At 71.5% G+C, this 25,163-nt stretch carries 24 protein-coding genes; 10 read left to right on the top strand and 14 right to left on the bottom strand.

The window, feature by feature from the left end; genetic code table 11:
• Positions 1–199 precede the first annotated feature (199 nt).
• Genes BMY89_RS09385 through BMY89_RS09375 form a run of 4 tightly spaced genes read left to right on the top strand, consistent with a single transcriptional unit; the run spans position 200 to position 3,607 of the window.
• Entirely contained in the window at positions 200–1,912 is a 1,713-nt protein-coding gene (locus tag BMY89_RS09385; RefSeq protein ID WP_092378111.1) for a nitrite/sulfite reductase, read from the top strand.
• Positions 1,909–2,070 carry a hypothetical protein gene (locus tag BMY89_RS30300; RefSeq protein ID WP_170147618.1) on the top strand — a complete coding sequence of 54 codons (162 nt, stop codon included), beginning with the start codon at positions 1,909–1,911 and terminating at the stop codon, positions 2,068–2,070. The genes BMY89_RS09385 and BMY89_RS30300 overlap by 4 nt, the downstream gene beginning before the upstream one ends.
• Complete coding sequence (locus BMY89_RS09380) at positions 2,067–2,831, top strand: phosphoadenylyl-sulfate reductase (protein ID WP_092378109.1); 765 nt, start codon at positions 2,067–2,069, stop codon at positions 2,829–2,831. Before BMY89_RS30300 ends, BMY89_RS09380 begins: the two co-directional genes overlap by 4 nt.
• Positions 2,813–3,607: a sirohydrochlorin chelatase gene (locus BMY89_RS09375; RefSeq protein ID WP_372433304.1), complete on the top strand. Its 795-nt coding sequence runs from the start codon at positions 2,813–2,815 to the stop codon at positions 3,605–3,607. The genes BMY89_RS09380 and BMY89_RS09375 overlap by 19 nt, the downstream gene beginning before the upstream one ends.
• 119 nt (positions 3,608–3,726) lie before the next feature.
• On the opposite strand, the gene BMY89_RS09370 is transcribed toward BMY89_RS09375, so the two are convergent.
• Both BMY89_RS09370 and BMY89_RS09365 read right to left on the bottom strand, forming a co-directional pair.
• Positions 3,727–3,984: a WhiB family transcriptional regulator gene (locus tag BMY89_RS09370; RefSeq protein WP_007072794.1), complete on the bottom strand. Its 258-nt coding sequence runs from the start codon at positions 3,982–3,984 to the stop codon at positions 3,727–3,729.
• 444 nt (positions 3,985–4,428) lie between these two features.
• The gene (locus BMY89_RS09365; protein ID WP_092378106.1) at positions 4,429–5,373 is read right to left on the bottom strand and encodes a diacylglycerol/lipid kinase family protein; all 945 of its coding nucleotides are present in this window, start codon (positions 5,371–5,373) and stop codon (positions 4,429–4,431) included.
• A gap of 42 nt (positions 5,374–5,415) precedes the next feature.
• Between BMY89_RS09365 and BMY89_RS09360 the strand changes: the two genes are divergently transcribed.
• The gene (locus BMY89_RS09360) at positions 5,416–5,805 is read left to right on the top strand and encodes a hypothetical protein (protein ID WP_092378103.1); all 390 of its coding nucleotides are present in this window, start codon (positions 5,416–5,418) and stop codon (positions 5,803–5,805) included.
• 20 nt (positions 5,806–5,825) lie between these two features.
• On the opposite strand, the gene BMY89_RS09355 is transcribed toward BMY89_RS09360, so the two are convergent.
• Both BMY89_RS09355 and sodN read right to left on the bottom strand, forming a co-directional pair.
• Entirely contained in the window at positions 5,826–6,233 is a 408-nt protein-coding gene (locus tag BMY89_RS09355; protein ID WP_092378099.1) for an ATP-binding protein, read from the bottom strand.
• A gap of 188 nt (positions 6,234–6,421) precedes the next feature.
• Complete coding sequence (gene sodN / locus BMY89_RS09350) at positions 6,422–6,826, bottom strand: superoxide dismutase, Ni (protein ID WP_092378096.1); 405 nt, start codon at positions 6,824–6,826, stop codon at positions 6,422–6,424.
• A 25-nt stretch (positions 6,827–6,851) separates the two neighbouring features.
• Between sodN and BMY89_RS09345 the strand changes: the two genes are divergently transcribed.
• The 3 genes from BMY89_RS09345 to BMY89_RS09335 all read left to right on the top strand — a co-directional run bounded on the left by BMY89_RS09345 (position 6,852) and on the right by BMY89_RS09335 (position 9,601).
• A complete protein-coding gene (locus BMY89_RS09345; protein ID WP_092378093.1) occupies positions 6,852–7,244 on the top strand; it encodes a S24/S26 family peptidase in 393 nt (130 codons plus the stop codon).
• A gap of 139 nt (positions 7,245–7,383) precedes the next feature.
• A complete protein-coding gene (locus BMY89_RS09340) occupies positions 7,384–8,562 on the top strand; it encodes an NAD(P)-dependent malic enzyme (RefSeq protein WP_092378090.1) in 1,179 nt (392 codons plus the stop codon).
• A 76-nt stretch (positions 8,563–8,638) separates the two neighbouring features.
• On the top strand, positions 8,639–9,601 hold the full coding sequence (locus tag BMY89_RS09335) for a zinc-binding dehydrogenase (protein WP_092378085.1): 963 nt from the start codon (positions 8,639–8,641) through the stop codon (positions 9,599–9,601).
• A 63-nt stretch (positions 9,602–9,664) separates the two neighbouring features.
• Here the strand turns inward: BMY89_RS09335 and BMY89_RS09330 are convergent, their stop codons facing one another.
• Positions 9,665–10,657, bottom strand: a complete 993-nt coding sequence (locus tag BMY89_RS09330) for an alpha/beta hydrolase family protein (protein ID WP_092378082.1) — start codon at positions 10,655–10,657, stop codon at positions 9,665–9,667.
• Positions 10,658–10,773: 116 nt separating this feature from the next.
• Here BMY89_RS09330 and BMY89_RS30295 point away from each other — a divergent pair, with 116 nt between their 5' ends.
• On the top strand, positions 10,774–10,938 hold the full coding sequence (locus BMY89_RS30295; RefSeq protein WP_170147617.1) for a hypothetical protein: 165 nt from the start codon (positions 10,774–10,776) through the stop codon (positions 10,936–10,938).
• A 17-nt stretch (positions 10,939–10,955) separates the two neighbouring features.
• Here the strand turns inward: BMY89_RS30295 and BMY89_RS09325 are convergent, their stop codons facing one another.
• The 3 genes from BMY89_RS09325 to BMY89_RS09315 all read right to left on the bottom strand — a co-directional run bounded on the left by BMY89_RS09325 (position 10,956) and on the right by BMY89_RS09315 (position 14,789).
• Positions 10,956–12,074, bottom strand: coding sequence for an acetate/propionate family kinase (locus tag BMY89_RS09325; protein ID WP_092378079.1), 1,119 nt, complete (start codon positions 12,072–12,074; stop codon positions 10,956–10,958).
• Entirely contained in the window at positions 12,071–14,143 is a 2,073-nt protein-coding gene (gene pta / locus BMY89_RS09320; RefSeq protein ID WP_092378076.1) for a phosphate acetyltransferase, read from the bottom strand. Before pta ends, BMY89_RS09325 begins: the two co-directional genes overlap by 4 nt.
• Positions 14,144–14,396: 253 nt before the next feature.
• Positions 14,397–14,789 carry a hypothetical protein gene (locus tag BMY89_RS09315; RefSeq protein WP_092378074.1) on the bottom strand — a complete coding sequence of 131 codons (393 nt, stop codon included), beginning with the start codon at positions 14,787–14,789 and terminating at the stop codon, positions 14,397–14,399.
• Positions 14,790–14,795: 6 nt separating this feature from the next.
• Here BMY89_RS09315 and BMY89_RS09310 point away from each other — a divergent pair, with 6 nt between their 5' ends.
• A complete protein-coding gene (locus tag BMY89_RS09310; RefSeq protein ID WP_092378071.1) occupies positions 14,796–17,096 on the top strand; it encodes a bifunctional polysaccharide deacetylase/glycosyltransferase family 2 protein in 2,301 nt (766 codons plus the stop codon).
• Positions 17,097–17,171: 75 nt separating this feature from the next.
• Here the strand turns inward: BMY89_RS09310 and BMY89_RS09305 are convergent, their stop codons facing one another.
• The 6 genes from BMY89_RS09305 to BMY89_RS09280 form a co-directional block, all read right to left on the bottom strand.
• Complete coding sequence (locus tag BMY89_RS09305) at positions 17,172–18,197, bottom strand: glycoside hydrolase family 6 protein (protein ID WP_092378068.1); 1,026 nt, start codon at positions 18,195–18,197, stop codon at positions 17,172–17,174.
• A 26-nt stretch (positions 18,198–18,223) separates the two neighbouring features.
• Entirely contained in the window at positions 18,224–18,403 is a 180-nt protein-coding gene (locus BMY89_RS09300) for a DUF6104 family protein (protein WP_092378065.1), read from the bottom strand.
• A gap of 72 nt (positions 18,404–18,475) precedes the next feature.
• The gene (locus BMY89_RS09295; RefSeq protein WP_092378062.1) at positions 18,476–22,255 is read right to left on the bottom strand and encodes a multifunctional oxoglutarate decarboxylase/oxoglutarate dehydrogenase thiamine pyrophosphate-binding subunit/dihydrolipoyllysine-residue succinyltransferase subunit; all 3,780 of its coding nucleotides are present in this window, start codon (positions 22,253–22,255) and stop codon (positions 18,476–18,478) included.
• A 300-nt stretch (positions 22,256–22,555) separates the two neighbouring features.
• Positions 22,556–23,371, bottom strand: a complete 816-nt coding sequence (locus BMY89_RS09290; RefSeq protein ID WP_092378059.1) for an ABC transporter permease — start codon at positions 23,369–23,371, stop codon at positions 22,556–22,558.
• Positions 23,368–24,303, bottom strand: a complete 936-nt coding sequence (locus BMY89_RS09285) for an ABC transporter ATP-binding protein (protein WP_092378057.1) — start codon at positions 24,301–24,303, stop codon at positions 23,368–23,370. Before BMY89_RS09285 ends, BMY89_RS09290 begins: the two co-directional genes overlap by 4 nt.
• Positions 24,304–24,452: 149 nt before the next feature.
• Entirely contained in the window at positions 24,453–25,103 is a 651-nt protein-coding gene (locus BMY89_RS09280) for a hotdog family protein (RefSeq protein ID WP_092379192.1), read from the bottom strand.
• Positions 25,104–25,163 lie beyond the last annotated feature (60 nt).

Here is a 25,163-nt window from a genome sequence, read left to right as displayed (position 1 = left end):
CGTGGCTCGCCGCCACGTTGATTACGGCCGCGTACGCAGCGCCATCTGTCCGGCTCACTGACGACGCCCGAGACCATTTCTGCCCGGGCACGCAGCGCGCCGGCCGGTCAAGACATCGCCGTCCCACGGCCCCTCCGGAATCCGGTCGTCGCGTCCGCGTAGCCAACCGAGGCACAGCAGACAAACGGAGGACGCCGCGATGGCAGTCAGTGAGATTCCGGCCCGCTCCGGGGATGCTCCGGGGCGCCCGGCTCGGACGCCCCGACGCCCCCGTGGCGAGGGCCAGTGGGCGCTCGGGCACCGGGAGCCACTCAACCCCAACGAGCGGATCAAGAAGGACGACGACCCGCTCAACGTGCGGGACCGGATCGAGAACATCTACGCCCACCGTGGCTTCGCCTCCATCGACCCGCAGGACCTGCGCGGCCGGTTCCGCTGGTGGGGGCTCTACACCCAGCGCAAGGCGGGCATCGACGGTGGGCGTACCGCCGTGCTGGAGCCGCACGAGCTGGAAGACGAGTACTTCATGCTGCGGGTACGCGTCGACGGCGGCCAGCTCGACCTGGCGCAGCTGCGGATGATCGCCGAGATCTCCCGGGAGTTCGCCCGGGACACCGCCGACATCACCGACCGGCAGAACATCCAGTACCACTGGATCCGGGTCGAGGACATGCCGGAGATCTGGCGGCGGCTGGAGTCCGTCGGGCTGCAGACCACCGAGGCGTGCGGCGACTGCCCCCGCATCGTGCTGGGCAGCCCGGTCGCCGGGGTGGCCGAGGCCGAGCTGGTCGACCCCACCTCCGCGATCGACGAGATCGTCCGGCGGTACGTCGGCGACAAGCAGTACTCCAACCTGCCCCGCAAGTTCAAGTCGTCGATCTCGTGGCTGGTGGACACCCCGTACGAGGCGAACGACATCGCCTTCCTCGGTGTCGATCATCCGGACCACGGCCCGGGCTTCGACCTGTGGGTCGGCGGCGGGCTGTCCACCAACCCGATGCTGGCCCAACGGCTCGGCGTCTGGGTGCCGCTGGCCGAGGTGCCCGACGTCTGGGCCGGGGTGGTCGGCATCTTCCGCGACTACGGCTACCGCCGGCTGCGGCACCGGGCCCGGCTGAAGTTCCTGGTCGCCGACTGGGGTGTGGCGAAGTTCCGCGAGGTGCTGGAGAAGGAGTACCTGGGCCGGACGATGCTCGACGGGCCCGCCCCGGAGCTGCCGGACAAGCCGATCGACCACATCGGCGTGCACGTTCAGCGTGACGGCCGCAACTACGTCGGTGCCGCTCCGGTGGTCGGGCGGGTGTCCGGCAGCCAGCTGGCCCAGCTCGCGGACGTGGTCGAGGCGCACGGCAGCGGCCGGGTGCGACTCACCCCGTACCAGAAGCTGCTGGTGCTCGACGTGCCGCCGGGGCGGACGGAGTCGCTGGTCGACGGGCTGCGCGGGATCGGCCTTGAGGCCCGTCCGTCGGCCTGGCGGCGCGGCACCATGGCCTGCACCGGCATCGAGTACTGCAAGCTCGCGATCGTCGAGACCAAGGCGCTCGGCGAGGATCTGGTGGCCCGGCTGGAGCAGCGACTGCGCGACTTCGACGCGGACATCTCCATCCACATCAACGGCTGTCCGAACGCCTGCGCCCGGACCCAGGTCGCCGACATCGGCCTCAAGGGTCAGCTGGTGACCGGCCCCGACGGCCGTCAGGTGGAGGGCTTCCAGGTGCACCTCGGCGGTGGGTTGGGCATGGCCGAGGGCCGGACGTCCGGCTTCGGGCGCAAGCTGCGTGGCCTGAAGACGACCGCCGAGGAGCTTCCCGAGTATGTCGAGCGGTTGGCCCTGCGCTACCTGGCCGGCCGGACCGAGGGCGAGACGTTCGCCAACTGGGTGATCAGGGTCGACGAGGAGGAACTGCGATGAGCGGCGAAACCCGAGCAGCCCCGCTGTACTGCCCGTACTGCGGTGAGGAGGATCTGCGCCCGAGCGAGACCGGGCACGGTGCCTGGGAGTGCCACGCCTGCACGCGGGTGTTCACGGTCCGCTTCGCCGGCCTGCTCTCCCGGGCGGTGACCCGGTGAGCGCCCTGGTCTCCGCGGCCGGGCTGGGACTGGTCGACACGGGTGCCCCGGCTCCCGCCGATCCGGCCCGACGTGGCCGCGACGAGCTGCGCGAGTTGGCCGAACGGGCCGGCCGGGAGCTGGAGGGCGCGCCCGCGACGGAGATCGCCCGGTGGGCCTTCCAGACGTTCGGCGACCGGTTCTGCGTCACCAGTTCGATGGCTGACGCGGTGCTCGCCCACCTGGTCTCCCGGGTGGCGCCCGGGGTGGACGTGGTCTTCCTGGACACCGGACTGCACTTCCCGGAGACGCTGGCGGTCCGCGACGAGGTGGCCCGCACGCTGCCGGTGAACGTCCGTTCCATCCGACCGCGTCTCACCGTGGGCCAACAGGACGGCGAGTACGGGCCGCGGCTGTTCAACAAGTCACCCGACGAGTGCTGCCAGCTGCGCAAGGTGGAGCCCCTGGAGCGGGCGCTGACCGGCTACGACGCCTGGGCGGCCGGCCTGCGTCGCGACGAGTCGCCGACCCGTGCCAACACGCCGGTGGTGGCGTTCGACCCGCGCCGGGGCAAGGTGAAGGTCAACCCGATCGCGGCCTGGACGCAGGCGGACGTCGACGCCTACATCTCCCGCTGGAACGTGCCGGTCAACGAGCTGTTCCGGCGCGGCTACGGCTCGATCGGCTGCTGGCCGTGCACCCGGCGGACGGGCGCGGGCGAGGATGCGCGCGCCGGTCGCTGGGCCATGTTCGAGAAGACCGAGTGCGGTCTGCACGTCTGACCGGTGCCGGCCTCGTCCGATCCGGCGGGCCCGGGGCCGCCGGCGAGCCGCTGCTGCTGGTCGCCCACGGCAGCCGGGATCCGCGGGCGGCCGAGGCGACCAGGGCGCTGGCCCGTGCGGTCGCCGCGGCCCGCCCCGGTACCCCGGTGCTGGCAAGTTGGCTCGACCATACCGAGCCCGGCCCGACGGAGGCATTGCGCGGACTGGCTGCGGCGGGGCACTCCGGGGTGACCCTGGTGCCGCTGCTGCTGACCGCCGCGTACCACCGTCGAGTGGACATTCCGGCGGCGGTGGCGGCGGCTCACCAGGCCGGTTCGCCGATCAGGGTGCGGGTCACCGACGTGCTCGGCCCGGTGGGTACCGAGGCGGATCCGGCGCTGCTGGCCGGTCTGCGGCGGCGGCTGGCCGAGGCGCGCCCGGGCCGGTTCGACGCTCTGGTGCTGGCCGCCGCCGGGACCCGTGATGCCGGGGCGCGGGGGTCCGTCGGCCGGGTGGCCGAGGCGCTGGGCGCGGCCCTGGGCACCCGGACGCGCGTCTCGTACGCCTCAGCGGCACCACCGGCCGTCGACGTCGCGGTGGCGCGACTGCGGGCGGGTGGCGCACGGCGGGTGGCGGTGGCGGCGTACTTCCTGGCGCCCGGGCTGTTCCATGACGCGGTGATGGTGGCGGCCGGAGAGGCGGGCGCGGTGGCGGTGGCGGCCCCGCTGACGGACGCGCCGGAACTGGTCGACCTGGTGCTGCGCCGGGTGGATGCGCAACCGTGTGCCGGTGGCTGAGCCGCCGACGCGGCGCGGACCGCGTGACCGGTGACCGCCCGGCCACTCGTCGGCGGACAGCAGAACGCCCCGGGCGGGCGGTGCCGGCCGGGGCGTGTCGCTTTGTGTGGGTGTGATGGTCAGGCGGAGTGAGCGCGCAGCACCCGGAGGCCGCCGCGACGCTTGACAGCGCGCCGTTCCTCCTCGCTCATCCCGCCCCAGACGCCAGCGTCCTGACCGGACTCGAGCGCCCACTGCAGGCACTGGTCGGTCACGGAGCAGCGCCGGCAGACGGCCTTGGCCTGCTCGACCTGCAGGAGAGCCGGACCGGACGTCCCGATCGGGAAGAACAGCTCCGGGTCCTCGTCGCGGCAGACAGCATGGTGACGCCAGTCCATGGCGGCAACACTCCTCATTCTGGATGGGTGGCAGATATTGCTTGTTGGTGCTTTTCCTATATGCATCCGCAATGCCGGCGGTGACGGTTCGCGTTCACCATTGGGCAGTGCGTGAGCAGGCTGTTGGCGCCCGGGGGCCTGCTGGAACCGCTCAACCTGCCGAGCATATCCAGGCAATGTCCCGGTAACTCAAGTTCGCTTGTGAATACTTTCACGAACTTACGTGATGTCAAGGGTGACGCTCAGAAAAACTCCGGACGGTGAGCAAGCCCACAACCCTTTTGTCCGGGTTCCAGATCACTCCGGCTACCCGGCGTATCACAGTCGAGGATCAATATAGTACAGTCCGCCGCGCATTGCTGACATTTCCGGCATCCGTCCGGGTGTCGTGGTCGTCGCACGCGGGGGTCACGCCGACCAACTCACGCCGGTGGTACCGGAGACCTAACAGATTACTCTGAGTGCGGCCGGAACGGAGGTGAATCTGACTTTTTCCCGCTCGCCAAGATAGTCGCCATCGAGCTGAAACGCCTGTGGACGGCTCGCGACCAGCGTGAACTCGCCCACGTCGTGTAGCCGAAGCACCTGACGACCGCGCGGATTGGGCGTGGCGGAGAAGAACTGCGTGACTGTACGTGTCGTACTGGCAACGCCTAGCTGGCGCAGTGCCAGCACGTCCAGCCCGAGATCGAACGACGCCTCCGGATTCGGGTTGACCTCCCGGTCCCCGATGTACGTCCACGGAGCGGTGTTCTGCACGATGATCGTCGCCAGATCGCCCTCTGCCGTCTCGCCCGGACGCTCCAACTGGATCGCCGGGTGCCGCCGCTCGGCCCCGACGAGAAGCTGCGCCGAGAAGGCCCGGAAGTAGAGCGCGGGAGACGGCACCCGCCCGCGGCGGCGCGCCTCCTCGACCCGGTGGATCACCGCCGCGTCGAGCCCGAAGCCGGCACAGAAAGTGAAGTAGCGGTCGTCGGCCCGGCCGAGCCCGATCGTCCGGTGCCGGCCCAGCCGCAGACCCTCCAGGATCATGCTGGCGCCCTCCGGCCACTCGCGCGGTAGGCCGAGCGCCCGGGCGAAGACGTTGGTCGAGCCACCCGGCACGGTGGCCAGGGCCGGCAACCGCTCGGCGCTCGGCGCCTCGCCGCCGGCGGTGGTCGCCGTCATCAGCCCGTTGACCACCTCGTTGACCGTCCCGTCGCCGCCGAGGGTGACCACCGCGTCGACGCCCTCCTCGGCGGCCTCCCGGGCCAGCGTGGTGGCGTGGCCACGCCGGCGGGTGTAGCGCACGGAAAGGTCGACCTCGCTACGCAGCGCGCGGACCAGTACGTCCCGCGCGCGCTCGCTGGTGGTGGTGGCCTTCGGATTGACCAGCAGGACGGCCCGCATGGGCGGCACTGTACTCCGGCACCTCACCGGTATCGTGACCGCGTGACCATCGACCCCGCCCTGGCCCCAGTCACCCTCCGTTGGGCAGTCCGGCTGTTGTGGGGTCAGGCGGTCGCCGTCGGGCTGGTCGCCGCCTGGCTGGTCTTCGCCGATCTCACCGCCGAAGCCACCGACCTGACGTCGGCGCTGATGGTCACGGCCTTCGCCATCGGCGTCGCGGTGGCCCTCTGGGCGCTGGGTAACGCGCTGTCGCGGCGTCGGGCGGGTGCCCGAGCGCCCGCCATCGTGCTCCAACTGATGCTGCTGCCGATCGGCTGGTTCATGATCCAGGGCGGGCTCGGCTGGCTCGGTGTCCCGCTGATCGCGCTCGGGGTCGGCGTCACCTGGCTACTGGTGAGCCCGCCCACCACCCGGGCGCTGGGCTTCGAGTGAGGTGACCGGCGGGAAAACCCTCACCAGCCGGAGGCACGCCGGGTGAGCAGCGAGATGGTGGCCCGGCCGTCGGTCGCGCCCGCCGTCGCCGACGTGGTCAGCGCGGTGAGCACCTTCCACGCGAACGACGACTCCGCCGGAAGCTTGGCGCCCGGCACCGTCGGCACGGTCACCTCGACGGTCAGCGCATCCTCGGTCACCGAGAAGCGGCAGTCGAGTTCGGCACCCGGCGCGGCGATGGCGAGCAGCATGGCGCAGGCCTCGTCCACCGCGATGCGCAGATCCTCGATCTCGTCGAGGGCGAACTGGAGACGAGCCGCGAGGCCGGCCGTGGCGGTGCGGAGCACGCTGAGATAGCCGCCCTCCGCAGGCACGGTGAGGTGCACGACATCATCGTCGGTCGTCAGTTGGCCGGTCAGTTGAGTCACCACTCATCCCCCCGATCGGGGACTCTACCCGCTCCGGCAGCCGGCCGGTCGCGGCGGTCAGCGCGGCGGTCGGACGGGGCCGCACGGCCCGGTGCGGACGTGGCCGGAGGGCCTGGGGCGCATCGGCGGCCGGCGCGTCCCGGTGAGGACGCGTCGGCCGCCGACGCAGTTGCCGTACGCGGGCGACGTCACGCCTGCTTGGTCTCCCAGAAGATCTTCGAGATCTCGTCGATCTTCTGCAGCAGCTCGTCCGCCTTGGTCGGGTCGGTGGCGCCCTTGGCGCCGGCCGCGCCGGCCAGCTTGGTGGCCTCGTTGAACAGCTGGTGCAGGTTCGGGTACTTCTCGAAGTGCGGGGGCTTGAAGTAGTCGGTCCACAGCACCCAGAGGTGGTGCTTGACCAACTCGGCCCGCTGCTCCTTGATCAGGATGGCCCGGGTACGGAACTCGGGGTCGGTGTTGGCCTGGTACTTCTCGCAGATCATTTTTACCGACTCGGCCTCGATCCGGGCTTGCGCCGGGTCGTAGACCCCACAGGGCAGGTCACAGTGGGCGCTCGCGGTCACGCGGGGCGCAAGGATGCGTGGAAGTCGCATCGGGATCCTCCATGGGAAGTTTGCGATGATCCAAGACGACATTACTCCTGGACGGTGGTCCCCGAGGCTGCTGGAGGTGAAACCCGTGCCCGCGTCCCGGCTGCGGTGGCCCCTGTCGGCCGTGCTGGTGACCGGCCCGTCCATGGCGCCGACGCTGCGGCACGGCGACGCGGTGCTGGTTCGCCGCGGTGGCCGGGCGATCCGGCCCGGCGACGTGGTGATCGCGGTCTTCCGCACCCGCCCCGACCTGCTGGTGGTCAAGCGGGCGGTCCGTCCGGCCGGCGGCGGATGGTGGCTCTCCGGGGACAACAGCCTGGTCACCGACGACTCCCGGGCATACGGCGTGGCCGACGTGCAGGGCCGGGTGGTGGCCCGCTACTGGCCCCGGCCCGGCCGGGTGCCGTCAGATCGGTTATGACCCTGCTCACATACCGCCCCCCTGGGCGTGACTATGCTCGGAAGTGCCCGGGTGACCCCCCGCACCGCGCGCCGCCGCTCGCTCGCCTCACCGTGCGCCCGACCGGCTGGTCCAGCTGCTCGACTTTCCTGGAGTCACCATGTCTTCGTCCACCGTGGACCCTGCTGATCCCGTCTTCCAACTGCACCGGGGCGGCAAGATGGCCATTGTCTCGACGGTCCCGCTGACCAGCCGGGACGACCTCTCCCTCGCGTACACCCCGGGTGTGGCCCGGGTCTGCGAGGCGATCGCCGCCGACCCGACCCTGGCCCACGACTACACCTGGGCCTCGCGCGCCGTCGCGGTCGTCACCGACGGCTCGGCGGTACTCGGTCTCGGCAACATCGGTCCGAGAGCCGCGCTGCCGGTGATGGAGGGCAAGGCCGTCCTGTTCAAGCAGTTCGGCGGGATCGACGCGGTACCGGTCTGCCTGGACACGCAGGACGTCGACGAGATCGTCGCGACGGTCAAGGCGCTCGCCCCGTCGTTCGGTGGCATCAACCTTGAGGACATCAGCGCGCCGCGCTGCTTCGAGGTGGAGCGCCGGCTCGACGAGGCGCTGGACATCCCGGTCTTCCACGACGACCAGCACGGCACCGCGATCGTCGTGCTGGCCGCGCTGCGTAACGCCGCGACGCTGCTCAACCGCAAACTCGGCGACCTGCGGGTGGCCGTCAGCGGCGCCGGTGCCGCCGGGGTCGCGGTGACCAGGATGCTGGTGGCCGGCGGTGTGGACCCGCAGCGCGTGGTGGTCTGTGACTCCCGAGGCATCATCTCCCGGCAGCGCACCGGTCTGACCGGCACCAAGGCCGAACTCGCCGAGCTGACCAACGCCGACGGTCGACAGGGCGACATCACCGAGGCGCTGCGCGACGCCGACGTACTGATCGGCGTCTCCGGCGGGCAGATCCCCGAGCAGGCGGTGGCCGGGATGGCCCCGGGCGGGATCGTGTTCGCACTGGCCAACCCCACCCCGGAGGTGCCTCCGGAGATCGCCGCGCGGCACGTCGCGGTGGTCGCCACCGGCCGCAGCGACTACCCGAACCAGATCAACAACGTGCTGGCCTTCCCGGGCGTCTTCCGGGGCGCGATGCAGGCCCGGGCCAGCCGGATCACCGACGCCATGAAGGTCGCGGCGGCCGACGCCATCGCCTCCGTGGTGGCCGAGGCGCTGACCCCGGAGGCGATCGTGCCCTCGCCGCTCGACCCCCGGGTCGCCCCCGCCGTCGCCGAAGCGGTCGCCGAGGCCGCCCGCCGCGACGGCGTCGCCCGCGCCTGACGTGCAAGGAAGGGCCCCCTCTTAACGCCTCCGGTAGTAGAGGGGGCCCTTCTTAACAGCGGCTCACCTTGTTACGGTGCGGATCATGCTTGCCGCCTTCGCCTCCCGTTTCGACGACGCCGACCCGCTCGCCGCGCTCACCGTCGGTGAGCGGCCCGAGCCGAGCCTGCCCGACGACGACTGGGTGACGTTGCGCGTCACAGCCAGCTCGCTCAATCACCACGACCTGTGGTCGCTGCGGGGGGTCGGGCTCCGCACCGAGCAGCTGCCGATGATCCTCGGCTGCGACGCGGCCGGGGTCGACCCGGACGGCAACGAGGTGGTCGTCTACCCGGTGGTGCCCACCCCCGGTGACCCGCGCGGAATGTCCATCCTCTCCGAGCACTTTCCCGGCACCCTGGCCGAGCGGGTGGCCGTACCCCGGTCGAACCTGCTGCCGCTGCCGGCGGGGCTGGCGGCGACCGACGCTGCCTGCCTGCCGACGGCCTGGCTCACCGCGTGGCGGATGCTCACCGCGAAGGGTCGGGTCGACGAGGCCGAGGCCGTCCTGGTCCAGGGCGCCGGGGGTGGCGTGGCCACCGCGGCGGTCGCGCTCGCCGTCGCCATGGGCAAGCGGGTGTACGCGGCCAGCCGCGACGCCGCCAAGCGGACGCGGATCGCCGAGCTGGGGGCGACCGCCGTCGAGCCCGGCGCACGGCTACCCGAGCGGGTCGACGTGGTGATCGAGACGGTCGGCGCGGCCACCTTCGACCACTCGCTGAAGTCGGCCGCCCCGGGGGCGCGGATCGTGGTCTCCGGTGCGACGGCCGGGCACGAGCCGAAGGTCAACCTGCGTCGGGTCTTCGCCATGCAGCTGGAGATCCTGGGCACCTCGATGGGTACCCCGGGCGAGCTGACCGACCTGCTGGCCTTCTGCGCCGAGCGGGGGGTCCGCCCGGTGGTGGACAGCGTGGTGCCGTTGCGCCGGGTCGCTGACGCGTTCGCCCGCCTGCACTCCGGGGACGTCTTCGGCAAGATCGTCGTCGACCACACCGCGTGAGGCGAAGTGTTAAGCGGGGGCCCCTGCTCTACCTGAGGCGTTAAGCAGGGGCCCTTCCTTCGGCTACAGGTGGTTGTCGAGGGTGGCGATGTCGCCGCCGGCGCTGGCGGTGGGGATGCGTTCCTTGGCCGCCGCGTCGCCGTAGAGCGTCCAGCGCAGGAACTCGATGGTGGTGTCGGCGACCACCCGCAGCGAAGCGCCGTCACCGTCGCGCAGCAGGTCCCGGCCGTGGTCGCCGTCCGGCAGGCTCAACATCGCCTTCGGCCAGGGCACCTTGTCGTACACCGCCTTGCCGGCGGAGTACTGCACCACCTCGTCGGCCTCGCCATGCACGAACAGTTGCGGCGCGGTGGCACCGGCGAAGGCGGTACCCACCCCGACGGCGGTGCCGGCGAAGACGATCCCGGCGGCCAGCCGCTCGTCCCGGCCGGCGGTGAACAGCCCGATGGTGGTCACGCCGCCTGCGGAGTGGCCGGCGGCGGCGACCCGGTCGGTGGCCAGCCGGCCGCGCAACGGATCGCCGTCGCGTCCGTCGAGGGCGAGCACCCGGGTCAGGGCGTACGACACGTCGGCGGGTTGGTTGAGCACGTCGAGCACGTTGTTGCCGTCGCCACGTCGGGAGGTGTTGGGGAACGTCGGCGCGGCCACCACGAAACCGGCTGCCGCCCAGCGCGTCAGCAGGGCGGCGTAGTCGGTCGGCCGACCGCCCAGGCCGTGGCTGAACATGACGACCGGGAACTTTCCGTCCGCGCCCTGCGCCGAGTCCACCGGCTCACCCCCCGCCCGACCGGATGCCGGGTACCAGATGGTCACCGGCAGTGACCGGTCGCCGTCGCGGGTCAGCTTGAGCTGCCGTACGCCGACCGCGAAGGCGCGTTCCGGCGCGCTGCCGGCGGGAATCGCCGGCGCCGGGGGGGCCGCCGGTGGTGCGGAGGCGGTGGCCTGCGGGGCGGGTGGATCAGCCCCCTCGGCGGGCCCACGGTCGGTGGAACACCCGACCAGCGTGCTGGCGACCAGCGTGCTGGCGATCAGGACTGAGGCGGCGCGACGCGACATGGCTCCGATTGTGCCTCGCCGCCACCCGGCACCCGCCACCCGGCACCCGCCACCCGCCGGCGCGTACGCCAGGCATGGGGCGGCCGGGGTGGACCGGTTTCGCTAAGGTTCCCGGCATGGCTGAGAACTACACCGACCCGAGCGGCAACACCGAAGCGTTCCGCGCCTTCGCCAACCCGGAGGCTCCGGCGGAGACGGCGTCGCGTACCAACCTGATCGTCGGGGCAGCCGTCGTCGCGGTGGTGCTGATCGCCCTCGCCACCTGGCTCGCCTTCGGCTGACCCGCCCGCCCGGGTGGTCAGTTGCCGTCGGAGACCACCGCCCGGGCGGCCCGGGCGATCTCCCGCTCCTCGTCGGTGCTGACGACGCAGACCGCGACCTGCGCACCGTCCGGTGAGATGAACCGGTCGCCGCTGCCCGCGTTGCGCTCCGGGTCGACGGCGACACCGAGCCGACCCAGTCCGGCCAGTGCGGCCGCGCGCACCGGCCCGGAGTGCTCGCCGACACCGGCGGTGAAGGTGACCGCGTCCACCCGGCCGAGCAGGGCGTAGTACGCCCCCACGTAACCGGTGAGCCGACGGCAGTAGATGTCGAAGGCGAGCATCGCCGCCTCGTCCCCGGCCGCCCGCCGGGCGAGCACCTCTCGCATGTCGTTGGCCCCGGTCAGCCCCAGCAGGCCACTGCGGTGGTTGAGCAGGTCGTCGATCTCGTCGACGCCCATCCCGCCCTCGCGACGCAGGTGGAACACGACGGTGGGATCGAGGTCGCCGCTGCGGGTACCCATCACCAGGCCCTCCAGCGGGGACATGCCCATCGAGGTGGCGATGCTGCGCCCACCGGCGACGGCGCAGGCGCTGGCCCCGTTGCCCAGGTGCAGGGTGATCGTGTTGACCTCGGCGTACGGGCGACCCAGCAGCTCCGCGGTCCGCCGGGAGACGTACGCGTGCGAGGTGCCGTGGAATCCGTACCGCCGGATGCCGTACCGCTGCGCGATGTCCCGGTCGATCGCGTACGTGGCGGCGGATTCCGGCAGTGTGTGGTGGAACGCCGTGTCGAAGACGGCCACCTGCGGCACCCCCGGCAGTGCCTCGCGGGCCATCGCGATGCCGGCCAGGTTCGCCGGGTTGTGCAGCGGCGCCAGCGGCACCAGGTCGGTGATGGCGGCCAGCACCGCGTCGTCGACCAGGGTCGGTGTGGTGAACCGCCGGCCGCCGTGCACCACCCGGTGGCCCACGGCGGCGAGCCCGGTCAGGTCCAGCCCGGCCAGGATCTGCCGGACCGCGCCGGCGTGGTCGGCCGGACCGCCGCCGGGCTCGCCGACCCGTTCGACGACGCCCTTGTCGAGGACGTGGTCGTCGTCGTACAGCCGGTACTTCACCGACGACGATCCGCAGTTGAGCACGAGTACCTTGCTCATGACGCCTCGGCGAGCGCGGCGGCCTGGATGGCGGTGATCGCCACGGTGTTCACGATGTCCGGCACGGTGGCCCCTCGGGAGAGATCGTTGACCGGCCGGCGCAGGCCCTGCATCACCGGCCCGACGGCGACCGCCCCGGCCGAGCGCTGCACCGCCTTGTACGTGTTGTTGCCCGTGTTCAGGTCCGGGAAGATGAAGACCGTGGCCCGCCCGGCGACCGCACTGCCGGGCAGCTTCATCGCCGCCACGGCCGGGTCGATGGCGGCGTCGTACTGGATCGGGCCCTCCACGGCCAGCTCGGGTCGACGCTGACGGACCAGCGCGGTGGCTTCCGCGACCTTCTCCACGTCCTCTCCCGCACCCGAGCTGCCGGTCGAGTACGACAGCATCGCCACCCGGGGTTCGATGCCGAACCGGGCCGCGGTGTCCGCCGAGGAGATCGCGATGTCGGCGAGCTGGGCGGCGTCCGGGTCGCGGTTGACGGCGCAGTCGCCGTACACCAGCACCCGGTCGGCGAGCAGCATGAAGAAGACGCTGGAGGCGACGGAGACCCCCGGCAGGTTCTTGATGATCTCGAACGCGGGCCGGATGGTCGCCGCGGTGGTGTGCGTGGCGCCGGAGACCATGCCGTCGGCGTGGCCGGCCCACACCATCATCGTGCCGAAGTAGTTCGGCTGCGCCACGATGTCGTGCGCCAACTCGACGGTCACCCCCCGGTGGGCGCGCAGCTCCGCGTACGCCTGGGCGAACTCCTCCCGCAGCGGGCTGGTCGCCGGGTCGGCCACGGCCGCTCCGGCGATGTCGACGCCCAGTTCCCGGGTACGCCGTGCCACGTCGTCGGGGTTGCCGAGCAGGGTGAGGTCGGCCACCCCCCGGCGGAGCAGGATCTCCGCGGCGCGCAGAATCCGTTCCTCGGTGCCCTCCGGCAGGACCAGGTGGCGACGCCGGGTGCGGGCCCGGTCGATCAGGTCGTACTCGAACATCAGCGGGGTGACCCGCTTCGAGCGGCTGACCGCGAGCCTGCGGGCCAGGTCATCGGTGTCCACGTTGGCCTCGAAGGCGCCGAGGGCGGCCTCCACCTTGCGGGCGTTGGCCGCGCTGGGCCGCCCCTCGATCCGGCTGGACGCGGCGACCGTGTCGTAGCTGTCGCTGGCCACGCTGAGCACCGCGAGGCCGGTGTTCAACCCCTCGAAGAGCCGCAGCGCCCGGGGATCCGGCTGTTCGCCGAGGGTGAGGACCAGCCCGGCCACCGAGACCTGGCCGGCGACGTGCGCGGCGCTCGACGCCACCAGCAGGTCGTCCCGGTCGCCGGGGGTGATCACCAGGCAGCCGTCGGTCAGGTGTTCCAGCAGCGTCGGCACGTGCGCCGCGCCGACGACGTAGTCGAGCACGTCGCGGCCGAGGGCTGCCTCGTCGCCGGCGAGCAGCGTCGCGCCGAGCGCGGCGGCCACCTCGGCCACCGTCGGCGCCGACACGCTCGGCACCTCCGGGATCGCGTACGCGGGCACCGGCAGCTCGGGCAGGGTCATCGGCTCGGGTACCCGGTTGGCGATCACCGCCAGCACTGTCGCGCCGAGGTCCACGAGATCGAAGTACGCCCCGCGGGCCGCCGCCGCGATCGCCTCCGGCGACTGGCCGTACCCGTCCACGACCGGCACCACCACGCTGCCGAACTCGGTCGCCAGCCGGGCGTTGAAGGCCAGTTCACGGGAGGGAGCGCCGTCGCTGGAGTCGGCGAAGTCGCTACCGACCACCACGACGGCCGCGCACTGCTGCTCGACCGCACGGTAGCGCTGGACCACCCGTGAGATCAGTTCTTCCCGCCGTCCGTTCGAGACCAGGGCGGTGGCCTCGGCGTATGTGGCTCCGGCCAGGTCAGAAGGGGTAATGTCCACGCGGTAACGCTCGCTGAGCAGGGCGATGATGTGATCGGGTCCGGTCGACGGCACCAACGGCCGGAACACGCCGATCCGCTCGACCTGCCGGGAGAGCAGTTCGGCGAGGCCGAGCGCGATCATCGACTTGCCGCCGCCGGATCCCACGCTGGTGAGGTAGACGCTGCGGGCCATGCGGCCAACCTACTCGGTCCGGGTGATTGTCACTCGACAACCAACTAGGGATGGTCTCGCCGTTTTCGCATGTCAGATAGGACACCTGGGCAAGAAAGTGAAAGGTATTCACCTTTAAGCTTGCGCAGGTGGAGGGACCAACACAGATCATTCCTGTCGCACCGGAGCCACCCCCCGTCTTCGTCGATCCGAGTGGTCGACGGCAACGATGGCTGCGCCGCAGCGCCTACTTTCTCGGCCTGGCGGGACTGGTTTACACGGCGATGGTCGGCATCAGCTTCGCCGGCGGGCCGGTCCGCCCGGAGACGATCATCCCGTTCGTCGAGCCCGCCGAGACCTGGCAGCCGCCGCCCCCCTCCCCGGCGGCCACGCCCTCGGCGTCGCTCACGGCCGCCCCGTCGTCCATCCCGGTCGCGCCGCAGCCCCCCGCGCCCGCTCCCTCCACCGCGCCCAGCACCGCTGCGACCTCGGCCACTGCCTCCCTGCGCCCGTCCCCGACGCCGACGCCGACCACTGCCCGACCCAGCGGTACGCCGTCACGCAGTCCCTCCCGGAGCGCACCGCCGGCCAGCGACCCGGCCCCGAACAGCCCGACGCCCACGGCGTCGCCGTCGCCGGAACCGGCCGAACCGAGTGAGGCAACCACCCCCTGATGAGCCACCCGTACCCGCCCGGCCGACCGGGACACCACGCCCCCTCCGGCCCGCCGGACCGGCCACGGCGGCAGGTCCGGCAGAGCCCGGCGGCCCGCGCCCGGCGACTCGTTCCCCGTCCGAGCCTGACGATCTACGCGATGGTCTTCGTGCTGCTCGGCGGCATCCTCTTCGTCCAGGCGTACGCCAATGGCTCGTTCATCCCCGACTACCGGGCGGAGAACATCACCGGCAGCGGCCAGGTCGACGTCCCCGACGAGATCCTCGGAGGTGGACCGATCGTCAACACCACCGCCGACCGCCCGCAGTCGTACCGACTGCCGGCCCGGACCATCGCGCTCACCTTCGACGACGGCCCGGACCCACGGTGGACCCCCGAGGTGATGCGGGTGCTGGACAAGCACCAGGTGCCCGGCACCTTCTTCGTCCTCGGCAACCAGGTCGTCCGTAACCCGGAGATGGTCCGCACACTGGCCGCGAACGGACACGAACTCGGTGTGCACACCTTCACCCACCCGCACCTCACCGAGATCCCCGGCTGGCAGCGCCGGATGGAGTACACCCAGACCCAGCTCGCCATCGCCGGGGCCACCGGCATCCGGACCAACCTGTTGCGGTTTCCGTACTCGTCCCGGGCGGACGCCTTCGTCAACCAGGACTGGCCGATCCTGCAACAGGCCGGTGAACTCGGCTACCTCTCGGTCGTCAACGACCTGGACAGCCGGGACTGGGAACGGCAGGGCCCGGACGGGATGATCGAGCGGACCACCCCGCAGGGCTACTCCGGCGCGATCACCCTCTGGCACGACTCCGGCGGCGACCGCTCCCAGACCATCGAGGCGTTGGAGCGGTACATCCCGATGATGAAGGAGCGGGGTTACACCTTCACCACGGTCAGCGGCGGGCTGAACCTGGCGCTGGTCGATGCCGGCGTCACCGGGACCGAGGCCGGTCCGGTGGCGGCGTCGGCCGGAGAGCGCCGGCGCGGCCAGGTGCTGATCACGGCGGTCCGTGCCGCCGACGGCACCTTCGCTCTCTTCGGTGGGCTCTTCCTCCTCGTCGGCGCGCTCACCATCGGCCGTACCGTGCTGCTGTTCGTGCTGGCGCTGCGGCACGCCCGCCAGCGGCGTCGCCGGGACTTCGCCTGGGGGCCGCCGGTCACCGAGCCGGTCTCGGTGATCGTGCCCGCGTACAACGAGAAGGAGGGGATCGCCGCGGCGGTCCGCTCGCTCGCGGCGGGCGACCACCCTGGCGGGATCGAGGTGGTGGTGGTCGACGACGGATCGACCGACGGCACCGCCGACATCGCCGCCGGTCTCGGCCTGCCGAACGTACGCGTGGTCCGCAAGCCCAACGGCGGCAAGCCCAGCGCGCTGAACACCGGCGTCGCCCTCGCCCGGCACGACCTGATCGTGATGGTCGACGGGGACACCGTCTTCGAGCCCGACGCGCTCCGCCGCCTGGTCCAGCCCTTCGGCGACCCGCAGGTGGGTGCGGTCGCCGGCAACGTCAAGGTGGGCAACCGGCGCGGCATGATCGCCAAGTGGCAGCACATCGAGTACGTGATCGGCTTCAACCTCGACCGCCGCCTCTACGAGACGCTGCGGTGCATGCCCACCATTCCCGGTGCGATCGGCGCGTTCCGCCGCGCGGCCCTGGAGTACGCCGGCGGGATGACCGACGACACGCTGGCCGAGGACACCGACATCACCATGGCCCTGGGCCGGGCCGGCTGGAAGGTGGTGTACGAGGAGAGTGCCCGTGCCTGGACCGAGGCGCCGACCAGCTTCGGTCAGCTGTGGAAGCAGCGGTACCGGTGGAGCTACGGCACCATGCAGGCGATGTGGAAGCACCGCCGCTCGGTGCTCGACAAGGGCGCCTCCGGCCGGTTCAGCCGTCGCTGCCTGGCGTTCCTGACCCTGTTCGGGGTGTTGCTGCCGCTGACCGCGCCGGTCATCGACCTGCTTGCCATCTACGGCCTGATCTTCCTGAACCGGACCGAGACGGCGTTGGCCTGGCTGGCCATGCTCGGGTTGCAGTTCCTCACCGCGATCGTGGCGTTCCGCCTCGACAAGGAGAAACTCGGCGTCCTCTGGGTGCTGCCGTTGCAGCAGTTCGTCTACCGCCAACTCATGTACCTGGTGTTGCTCCAGTCGGTGGCCACCGCGCTGACCGGGGGCCGGCTGGGCTGGCAGAAGCTGACCCGCACCGGGCTGGAGCAGCCCGGCGGGCCGGGGAGCCCCCGGCCACCGGTGCCCGTCCCGACCGGCACCGCCGCCGTCCGGCAGGTCCGCCGCTGACCTCGGTCCCGCGCCCCCCAGCTTCGCCGGAGCGTGCCCGGCCCCTCAGCCTCACCGGAGCGTGCCCGGCGCTCCTCAGCCGGCGCGCTCGGCGAGACCGAGGGCGTACTCGGGCCACCAGGCGCCGCTGGGCGGCTCGCCCGGGCGGCAGGCACCGTCGGACTCGCCCGGATACTTGATCCAGAGCAGGGCGTCGACCCGGTCCAGACCGGTGTCGGTGGTGGGGTCCGCGCCGAGCGCCCGGCCCGGCGGATTGCACCAGCTCGGCGCGGAGCGTACGTGCTCGCGCGGGTACGCGCCCCTGCCGTTGCGGCTCGTGTCGACGACGAACGTGGCCGTGCCGCCGAGGGCGTCGGAAAGTTGGTGGCCGTAGGTCACGTTCTGTGGCGTACCGATGAAGTTGGCGACGTTGAGCGCGAACCCGTCGGCCTCGTCGACGCCGGCTCGGCGCAGGGCCGCCGCCAACCGGGCGGTGTCCTTGATCCAGGCCGGGTGGCCGGCGTCCAGGTAGATCCGGGCGCTGCCGGTGCTGCCGAGCACCGCGACCGCGTCACGCAACAGCGCGAGTCGCATGTCGACGTCGTCGACGCACCGCTGCACCGCGTCCGGTACCGCGCCCGGTTCGAGGATGATCGTGACCGGGCGTCCCTGCACCCCGCTGGCCACCCGTCGGATCCAGTCCTGGTACGCCTCGGCCGACCCGGCGCCGCCCGAGCCCTGCCGAGCGCAGTCGCGCTGCGGGATGTTGTGGGTGACGAGCACCGGGGTCTGGCCGGAGCGGCTCGCCCCGGCCAGGAAGTTCGACACCTCCTCGGCCACCGCCTCGGAGTCGCCGACCAGCCAACGGGCGGTCGGGCGGGTGCTGATTCGGCGCAGCGTCGCGGCCTCCTCGGCCCGTCCCTCCCGCTCCCACTCGGTGACCTGCAACGCGGCTGCACCGTGCGGGTCGAGGTAGAAGACGGGCGGCAGCGGCACCGCCGAACCGCCGGCGCTGGACGTCCCGGTCGGCGGCTCCCCGGCTGCCTCGGTGCCGCATCCGGAGAGCAGGAAGGTCAGCGCGACCCCCGCCACCAGGGCGGATCTGCGGGAGCTGCGCGGCATGGCCGCCACGCTACCGGGTGCTCCGGCTACTCGTCGTCGGGGTCGTCGAGGCGGGCGAGCCAGGTGGCGAAGCGCTCGATCGGGGTCTCGAACTCGGGGTTCAGGTCGACGAAGTCACGCAGCCGCTCGCCGAGCCACTCCAGGGTGACCTCCTCGTCGCCTCGGCGCTGGACCAGCTCCTCGATGCCGCGGTCGGTGAAGTACACATGATCTCCTCGAACATGCCGCTGGGGCGGACCCCGTCTCGGGTGGTCCGCCCCAGCGCGCGTCTGATGGCGTCAGGGCCGGGGGAGAGCAGCCTCGATGAGGGCGGCCTGCTCGACCTCGTGCATCTTGGCCGAGCCGACGGCCGGAGCGGCGGCGGCCGGCCGGGAGATGCGGCGGAGCCGGACCCCGTCGAGGTGCTCCAGCAGGTTGAGCGCGACGAACGACCACGCGCCCTGGTTGGCCGGTTCCTCCTGCACCCAGGCGAAGTCCTCCGCGTTCGGGTACTGGGCGAGGGCGGCCCGGATCTCCTCCACCGGCATCGGGTAGAGCTGCTCCAGCCGGAGGATCGCGGTGTCGCTGACGCCACGCTCCTGCCGGGCCTGGAACAGGTCGTAGTAGACCTTGCCGGAGCAGAGCAGCACCCGCTTGACCTGCTCCGGGGCCGGAGCGGCCTGGTCGGCCAGCACGGGGGCGAAGGTGCCGGTGGTGAAGTCCTCCACCGAGGAGACGCAGAGCTTGTGCCGCAGCAGCGACTTCGGGGTGAACACCACCAGCGGCTTGCGCTTCGGCGAGAGGGCCTGGCGCCGCAGCAGGTGGAAGTAGTTCGCCGGCGTGGTCGGGATGGCCACCCGCATGTTGTCCTCGGCGCAGAGCTGGAGGAACCGCTCCGGGCGACCGGAGGTGTGGTCCGGGCCCTGTCCCTCGTGACCGTGCGGCAGCAGCAGGGTGACCGCGGAGCGCTGGCCCCACTTCACCTCGCCGGAGGAGATGAACTCGTCGATCACCGATTGGGCCCCGTTGACGAAGTCGCCGAACTGAGCCTCCCAGCAGACCAACGCGTCGAGGTTCTCCACGGAGTAGCCGTACTCGAAGCCCATCGCGGCGTACTCGGACAGCAGCGAGTCGTGCACGAAGAACCGGGAGCGCTCGCCGTCGCCGGTCAGCGCCTTCAACGGCAGGTAGTCGTCGCCGGTCTCCGCGTCGACCACGGAGGCGTGCCGCTGCACGAAGGTGCCCCGACGGGAGTCCTGCCCGGCGAGCCGGACGGTCACCCCGTCGTGCAGCAGCGCGCCGAAGGCGATGATCTCGCCGAAGCCCCAGTCGATGTTTCCCTCGACGGCCATCCGGGCCCGCCGGTCGAGCAGTTGCTGGATCCGCTTGTGCGGGGTGAAGCCCTCGGGCAGGTTGACGTGCGCCTCGCCGATGGCCTTGACGACCGACGCCTCGGTCGCCGTCTGCACCTGCGGCTCCGGCTCGTCCTGCCGCGGCGGCCGGCTGACCTGGCGCGGCGCGCTGGCCGCGTCGCGGGTGGCCTTGAAGACCCGCTCCAGCTGCGACTGGTAGTCGCGCAGCAGCTCCTCGGCATCCTCCACGGTGATGTCGCCCCGCCCGATCAGCTCCTCGGTGTAGAGCTTGCGGACCGAGCGCTTCGAGTCGATGATCCGGTACATCTGGGGGTTGGACATCGAGGGGTCGTCCCCCTCGTTGTGCCCGCGTCGCCGGTAGCAGACCAGGTCGATCACGACGTCCTTGTTGAATGCCTGCCGGTACTCGAAGGCCAGCCGGGCCACCCGGACCACGGCCTCCGGGTCGTCGCCGTTGACGTGGAAGATCGGCGCCTGGATCATCCGGGCCACGTCGGTGCTGTAGAGGCTGGAGCGGCTGTACTCCGGGGCGGTGGTGAAGCCCACCTGGTTGTTGACCACCACGTGCACCGTCCCGCCGGTGCGGTAACCGCGCAGCTGGGAGAGGTTGAGCGTCTCGGCCACCACGCCCTGGCCGGCGAAGGCCGCGTCGCCGTGCACCGCCAGCGGCAGCACGGTGTAGCCCTCCAGCTTGAGGTCGATGCGGTCCTGCTTGGCCCGCACGATGCCTTCCAGCACCGGGTCGACGGCCTCCAGGTGGGACGGGTTCGCCACCACCGAGACCTTGACCGAGTGGTCGCCGCCCGGGGTGGTGAACTTGCCGTTCTGGCCGAGGTGGTACTTCACGTCGCCCGAGCCCTGGGTGGAGCGCGGGTCCAGGTGCCCCTCGAACTCCGAGAAGATCTTCTCGTACGGCTTGCCGACGATGTTGGCCAGCACGTTGAGCCGGCCCCGGTGGGCCATGCCGATGACGACCTCGTCCAGCCCGCCCTCGGCGGACGCCTCCAGCACCTCGCCGAGCAGCGGGATCAGCGACTCGCCACCCTCCAGCGAGAAGCGCTTCTGGCCGACGTACTTGGTCTGCAGGAAGGTCTCGAACGCCTCGGCGGCGTTGAGCCGGTTCAGCACGTGCTTCTGCTCGTCGGCCGGCGGCTTCTCGTACTTGCGCTCGACCCGCTCCTGGATCCAACGGCGCTCCGCCGGGTCCTGGATGTGCATGTACTCGATGCCGAGCCGTCGGCAGTACGAGTCGCGCAGCACGCCGAGGATCTCGCGCAGCCGCATCCGCTGCCGGCCGGCGAAGCCGTTGACGGGGAAGGTGCGGTCCAGGTCCCAGAGGGTCAGCCCGTGCTGGAGGACGTCCAGATCCGGGTGCTTGCGGATCTTGAACTCCAGCGGGTCGGTGTCGGCCATCAGGTGGCCGCGAACCCGGTACGAGTGGATCAGCTCGTGCACCCGAGCGGTCTTGTTGATCTGGCCCTCGCTGTCGACCGCGACATCGCGCATCCAGCGCACCGGCTCGTAGGGGATGCGCAGCGAGGTGAAGATCTGGTCGTAGAAGCCGTGCTCACCGAGCATCAGCTCGTGCATTGCCTTGAGGAACTCGCCGGACTGGGCGCCCTGGATGATCCGGTGGTCGTAGGTGCTGGTCAGCGTGATGACCTTGCTGACCGCCAGCTCGGCCAGGGTGGCCTCGCTCATGCCCTGGTACGGCGCCGGATACTCCATGGCGCCGACCCCGATGATCGCGCTCTGCGCCTGCATCAGTCGCGGCATGGAGTGCACCGTGCCGATGCCGCCGGGGTTGGTCAGCGAGATGGTGGTGCCGGAGTAGTCCTCCATGGTCAGCTCGTTGCGGCGGGCGCGTCGGACGACGTCCTCGTACGCCTGCCAGAACTGCCGGAAGTCCATCTTCTCGCAGCCCTTGATGGAGGGGACCACCAGGTTGCGGCTGCCGTCGGGCTTGGTCAGGTCGATGGCGATGCCCAGGTTGACGTGCTCCGGGCGGACCATCGCCGGCTTGCCGTCGACCTCGGCGAAGGAGTTGTTCATCTCCGGGTGGGCGACCAGTGCCCGCACCAGGGCGTAGCCGACCAGGTGGGTGAAGCTGACCTTGCCACCGCGGCCTCGTGCGAGGTGGTTGTTGATCACGATGCGGTTGTCGACCAGGAGCTTGGCCGGCACGGCGCGGACGCTGGTCGCGGTCGGCACCGCCAGGGAGGCGTCCATGTTCTGCACGATCTTGGCGGCGACCCCGCGCAACGGCGTGGTCTGCGGCCCGGCGGCGGTCGGTGCGGTCTGCACCGGCCGACTCTTTGCCGGCTCGGCCTTGGCGGCCGCCGGCTTGGCCTTCGCCGGGGCGGGCGAGGGGCGGCTCTCGGTCTTGGCTGGGGTCGCCGCAACGGTCGGCTCGGCCTTGGTGGCCGGCGCGCTCTTGGTGGCCGGCGCGCTCTTGGCGGCGGGTTGGGCCTTGGCCGGGGCTGTTTCCTTCGGTTCGGCTGTGGTGGCGGCTGACTGGCCGTCACCGTCACCGTCGGCTGCCCGGGCGGTGCCCGGGCCGGGCCGGTAGTCGGCGAAGAAGTCGTGCCAGGCCGGGTCGACGCTGGTGGGGTCGGCGAGGTAGCGCTGGTACATCTCCTCGACGATCCACTCGTTCGGGCCGAAACCCGCCAGTGGGTTCTCCTGCGAAGTCTGCTGGGTCGACACGGCCGGTAATCGCCTCTTTCACGCGGGTTTGGGTATCACGCGGTGGGGTCCGGTGACGTCGGGACGGACGCGCACGGGTGGTTTCCCAGGCTACGCCGTACCGGGCCGCAAGGCATTTCCGCCTCCGTCGCGTGGTCCGATTCACAATAGATGCCGGAAGTTCGGTAAGCGCTGGGTATCCCGTTGCTCGCTGCCACGGCCGGCGGGTCCGCTCCGGCGGGTCCGTCCGAGGGCCGACGGGCCCGGTTCGTCGGTCGTCCACCGGTGAACCAGGCCCGTCGGCCGCTCGCGGCCCCGAAATCAGGAGATGTCGCGCCGCCGGGTGATCAGGATTCCGGCCACGCCGCTGACCACGGCATAGCCCACCAGCACGAGCGCGCCGACCCACCAGGCGGGCAGCATCTCGTTCTCGCCCGGCGTAATCATGATCTGGGACGCGGCGGCTGGCCAGACCACCTGCCACTTCATCACGGCCATGTTGTCCAGCAGGTTCGACAGCAGCAGGAAGAGCAGACCCACCACCTGGGTACCGATCAGGTACAGCACCGAGGCGGTGATCACCGCGCCCAGCTGGTTGGTGATCAGGGTGCCGATGCCCACACCGAGCACCGTCCAGATGGCGTACGCCATCAGGTTGAGCAGCAGTGCCCGGTGGACCTCCCACTCGCCGAGCTGCGTGCCGTAGTCGTTGAGCGACAGGAACACCGCACCGGCGGCCAGGTCGATCACCGTGGTGACCAGCCAGAAGGCGAAGCCGAGCAGGCTGGCCGCGATGAGCTTGCTGACGATCACCGAGGTGCGTCGCGGGGTGGCCAGGAACGTCGTCGTCGCGGTCTGGTGGAAGAACTCGTTGGTGACCATGAGGATGCCGATGAGCATCACGAACATCAGGCCGAGGTACTGGCCGGAGGTGTAGAGGTTCGCCGCCTGGGCCGGCGCGGAGGCGGCGTCCCCGGTGTAGCCGAACTCCTCACCGCCGCCGCTGAGGGTCTCGCTGGCCAGCCAGGCGTTGAAGGCGAAGGCCAGGGCGATCGACAGGAACGCCCCGATGGCCAGCCACCACCAGGTGCTGGTCGTACGGATCTTGAGTAGTTCGGCGCGGACGAGGTTGCTCATCGGATGCCCGCCTTTCCGGCCGTCAGCTCCAGGAACACGCGTTCCAGGTCGGGTCGTTCAGTGGTCAGCTCGTGCAGCTCCACCCCGGCGGTCAGCGCCGCCCGGCCCACCGTCGGGGCGTCCACCCCGGCGATCAGGAGCGCGCCCTGACCGTCGGCCTCGACCGTGGCCGGCCCCTGCGCCAACGCGGCGGTCAGCGCGTCGGCCTGCGGGGTGCGGACCCGCACCCGGACGCCCTGCGCCATCGAGCCGATCACCTGGTCGACCGTGCCCTGCCGGACCAGCTGCCCGGCCGCGATGATCACCACGTCGTCGGCCAGTAGCTGCATCTCCGAGAGCAGGTGGCTGGAGACCAGTACGGTGCGGCCCTCGGCGGCCAGGCCCTTGAGGAACCCGCGCATCCACCGGATGCCCTCCGGGTCCAACCCGTTGGCCGGCTCGTCGAGGATCAGCACCCGGGGGTCGCCGAGCATCGCGGCGGCGATACCGAGCCGCTGCTTCATGCCCAGTGAGTAGCCCTTGAACTTGCGCTTCGCCGCCGGGGTGAGCCCGACCAGGGCCAACGCCTCGTCGGCCCGCTGCCGGGGCAGCCCGGCGGCTGCGGAGATCACCCGCAGGTGGTTGACGCCGGTACGGCCCTTGTGGGCGCTGGACGCCTCCAGCACCGCGCCGACGTGCCGTAGCGGGTCGGCCAGGTCGGGGTACCGGCGGCCGCCGATGGTCGCCGTGCCGGCGGTCGGGGTGACCAGGTTCAGCAGCATGCGCAGGGTAGTGGTCTTGCCCGCGCCGTTCGGGCCGAGGAAGCCGGTGACCCGACCCGGTTCGACCGTGAACGACAGATTGTTGACCGCGAGCACGTTCTTGTACTGCTTGGTCAGGCCGGAAACCACGATCTGCGCGTCATTGGTGGGGCTTGACTGCCCGTCGGTCATCGTTCTCCTCCCGTGTTGGCGCCGGAATGCGCCGTTGCACAGCGTGACGGTACTGGTCAACCAAATCAATCGGGCTCGCTCTGGAGATCGTGATCCGCCTCAGGCAGGAGTCGCCTCATCCCCAGGTACGAGCCGATCGACGGCGATGCCTACACCGCGATCCAGGTGGCCCGGGCGCGGCCGAGCAGGGCATCGTCCGGGGCGTACAGGCTGGTCGCCACCTGCGCCTTGCGGCCCTCGACAGCCATCACCGCGCCGGTGACCACGCACTCGTCGCCGGGGCGGGGCAGCGCCTCGATCCGCGCCGCGATCCGGCCGAGCACGTACGGGCGGCCGGCGTCGATCACCGCCCAGCCGCCGGGACAGTCCAGGACGGCCCAGACCATGGCGGCGTCGACCTGCTGCGGTACCCGCACCGACGCGGCCGTCCGGCCGTCCGGCAGGCGTCCGGGAAAGATCCGCAGGCCGTCGGCGCGGTCCGGGCCGCAGACGTAGCAGCCGGGAAACGGGTGGTCCACCAGCCCCGGGTACGCGGCCGAGGCGGCGCGGGCGGTCGACAGGTCGACCGGCGGCACCGGGTCGTCGTCGAACTCCGCCGCCGGGCGCAGCCGGGCGACCACCTCGCCGGCCGGGTCGCGCACCTCGCCGTCCACCAGCGCGAGCGGGGTGTCCAGCGGCGGCGGTCGGCGCAGGGTCACCTCGAGGAGACCCGGCCCGCCGTACGCGGTGGCGAAGACACCGGCGCTCCAGCCGCCGTTGCCGGATCCGGGTGGCCCGTTGAAGCACGCCTCGATGATCATCGGGTTTCCCTCCGCCGTGCCACCCGGCCTCGTCGCCGGGACACCGGCAGCCTCGCACGC

The organism is Micromonospora phaseoli (assembly GCF_900109115.1).
Classification (GTDB): domain Bacteria; phylum Actinomycetota; class Actinomycetes; order Mycobacteriales; family Micromonosporaceae; genus Micromonospora; species Micromonospora phaseoli.
Note: the sequence above shows the minus strand (reverse complement) of the source record. Positions and strands in the feature narration are given on the sequence as shown.